Raw genomic sequence first — 368 nt, 5'->3', positions numbered from 1 at the left:
GCTGGACGCGAAGATCGCCATCAGCATGGACGGCAAGGGCGCCTGGCGCGACAACGTGTTTGTCGAGCGGCTCTGGCGCACGGTCAAATACGAAGAAGTTTATCTCCGCGCCTACGACAGCGTGTCCGAGGCGCGAGCGTCAATTGCCAAGTATCTGGCCTTCTACAATCAGGGACGCCCTCACTCGAGCCTTGACGGGCGCACGCCCGACGAGGCTTACTTCGGCACGCAAGCTATGGTGATGGCCGCATGACCGTCGCCGACGATTTTGTCGTCGCTCTGGTCGGGCTACGCCCTCCCGACGCAACGACAAAATCGTAAAGCCCCGCGTTCAGCATAACCCGGCAGGAATCCACTTAAATCCAGCG

At 60.6% G+C, this 368-nt stretch carries 1 protein-coding gene; it reads left to right on the top strand.

What is annotated here, in order from left to right:
• The coding region (locus I6F38_RS43660) for an integrase core domain-containing protein (RefSeq protein ID WP_018273681.1) at positions 1 to 253 on the top strand (253 nt) is incomplete at its 5' end.
• Between the last annotated feature and the right edge of the window lie 115 nt (positions 254 to 368).

Source organism: Bradyrhizobium sp. BRP56 (assembly GCF_020194035.1).
GTDB lineage: Bacteria > Pseudomonadota > Alphaproteobacteria > Rhizobiales > Xanthobacteraceae > Bradyrhizobium > Bradyrhizobium australafricanum.
This window is presented reverse-complemented; position numbering and strand designations above follow the sequence as displayed.